2 protein-coding genes and 1 pseudogene are annotated in these 1,556 nt (G+C 50.1%); all 3 read right to left on the reverse strand.

Going from position 1 to position 1,556, the window contains the following annotated elements; translation table 11 throughout:
* Positions 1–238: 238 nt before the first annotated feature.
* Positions 239–598 carry a hypothetical protein gene (locus tag HWQ67_RS18150; protein WP_218254103.1) on the reverse strand — a complete coding sequence of 120 codons (360 nt, stop codon included), beginning with the start codon at positions 596–598 and terminating at the stop codon, positions 239–241.
* A gap of 61 nt (positions 599–659) precedes the next feature.
* A complete protein-coding gene (locus HWQ67_RS18155; protein ID WP_218254104.1) occupies positions 660–1,019 on the reverse strand; it encodes a hypothetical protein in 360 nt (119 codons plus the stop codon).
* A pseudogene (locus HWQ67_RS18160) lies at positions 1,016–1,556 on the reverse strand (hypothetical protein); the annotation flags it as partial. The pseudogene HWQ67_RS18160 and the gene HWQ67_RS18155, both read right to left, overlap by 4 nt.

A 1,556-nucleotide genomic window follows, 5' to 3' on the forward strand; every position in this document is an offset into this window, starting at 1 on the left:
TTTGAGTTCGGGTATGAGGTGTGGCTCGTCGAGTATGAGGTGGAGGAATAGGGCTCCCCATGAGGTGATAAGCCATAGTATGATGTGCACTATTGCGAGCTCTGCTTGTGAGCCGAAGCCCATGGCTGTGAGTAGTTCTTTGGCGACTGTTAGTATTTCGGTTGTTGCCATTGCGTTCGGCTGCCTTTATGTCTCGTTAAAAGCTTTGTGATGCAATGGTCGTGTTGGTTTTTTAGAATTATTCGGGCTTGCCGTCCCAACTGACGTATCTTTTGTGAGGGTGGCATTTCTTGAATGCGTTTCGTGTCATCTTGTCGAGGTCGTTGAGTTGCTTCTCGATTTTGTTGTTGTGTCTTGAGGTTAGTATTGAGACGATGATTATGATGATTAGATAGAACCCTGTAATGATGACCTTTTCCCACGCGCCAAAGGTGGAATTGTTCGCGAACGTTACTACCGTGAACATGAGTCCGAGAGCTGCGAAGAATAAAGTCGGCGTTTGTGACATTTGGCTGACGAGGCTTTCTTGGCGCCTTATCAGGAAGTCAAGGTGTTCCTTGTCGCGGTCCGTTGCTGTCTTCTTGCGCGTGTTCGCCATGGCTGAACGCGCGTCTGAGGGGGGATAATAATGTTATGATGTTGGAGGTTCGTGAAAGAAATCAAAGCGTCTGTTGATGGTCTTTCGGTTTCTTGACGTGGATGGCGACGTGGTGTTTGTCGTTGGTGAGTTCGACGGTGGCGTTCTTTTGTTGTTCTCGAAGTCGTCGGAGTAGTTGTAGGGCTTCGGTGCCGTCTGGATAGACTTCTTCGATTGTGTCATAGCGGATGCCAGTGAAGTGTTTTTGTGTTGGTTTTCCGTTGATGACGAGGTTTCCGTTTTCTTCGATGTCCACGAGTATGCCGTTGGTGGTCGTGGGCACCGGTTGGAGGTTGTCGTAGGGACGTGGTTGGCGCCACGTGACGGTTATTCGGTGGTTCTTGAAGTAGTGCAGCCAATCTTTCGGTATGGGTTGGTTCATTGTGTGCCTCCGATGGTTTTCTTGTATGCTTCGAACTCTGCGCGTCGTATGGGGTCTGCCATGATTTCGGCGTACAGTTTGAGTCTGTCGTTGGTTTCTTTCCGTACAATTTCTTGGTCAGTGATGAGTATGTCGACGCTTAAGGGGTTGCCGCACTTGTAGCAGTATCGGCTGCCGAGGGTGTTGGTGGTGCCGCAGGAGCAAACTGGTTGCTTGAATTTTTGTGTTTCTTTTTGGACCGCCACGCCGTTCATTTCGAGTATGGCGTTTTCTACTTGTTCGGTTCTGAGGTGGCAGTACGTTTTGACTTGTTGGCTGCCGAGCGTCCAGCCCATGTACCTGCACAGTATCACTTCAGGAAGCTTGCTTGAGAGGATGCTTGCCCGCGAGTGTCTGAACCAGTGGGGGTTGTGCCGTAGGTGTTTGAGTCCTGCTCTTTCGAAGCATCGGTGTATGAGCTTTTCTGCTCCGATGCGGATGAGTGGCTCGTTTCTGTTGCTGTTGGCTTCGCTGACCCAGAGGTAGCTGTCTTTGTCG

Origin of the sequence: Candidatus Magnetobacterium casense, from assembly GCF_019173545.1 — a bacterium.
GTDB classification, from domain to species: Bacteria; Nitrospirota; Thermodesulfovibrionia; order Thermodesulfovibrionales; family Magnetobacteriaceae; genus Magnetobacterium; species Magnetobacterium cryptolimnobacter.